Genomic DNA, 278 nt, shown 5'->3' on the forward strand with positions numbered 1-278 from the left:
TTCGAGCCTGGCTATGAGGATGGTTCGGGTAAGCCTGGCGAGGACGTCAAGGTTGAGAAGCCTGAGTTCAAGGACAAGGACGGCAACCCAACCGAGGCTCCTGAAGGCACGACCTTCAAGCCTGGTGATGATGCTCCTGAGGGTGTGACGGTCAACGAGGATGGTTCCATCACCGTTACCATCCCTGAGGATGCTGAGCCTGGTACCAAGATCGAGGTTCCTGTTGTTGTGACCTACCCAGACGGTTCCACCGACGAGGTGACTGTCACGGTTACGGT

1 protein-coding gene is annotated in these 278 nt (G+C 56.8%); it reads left to right on the forward strand.

Annotated elements, in window-relative coordinates; genetic code table 11:
- On the forward strand, positions 1-278 hold a 278-nt coding region (locus HMPREF2891_RS06465), incomplete at both ends, for a YPDG domain-containing protein (protein ID WP_222566276.1).

This window comes from Actinomyces sp. HMSC065F11 (assembly GCF_001813085.1).
Lineage (GTDB): Bacteria > Actinomycetota > Actinomycetes > Actinomycetales > Actinomycetaceae > Gleimia > Gleimia europaea.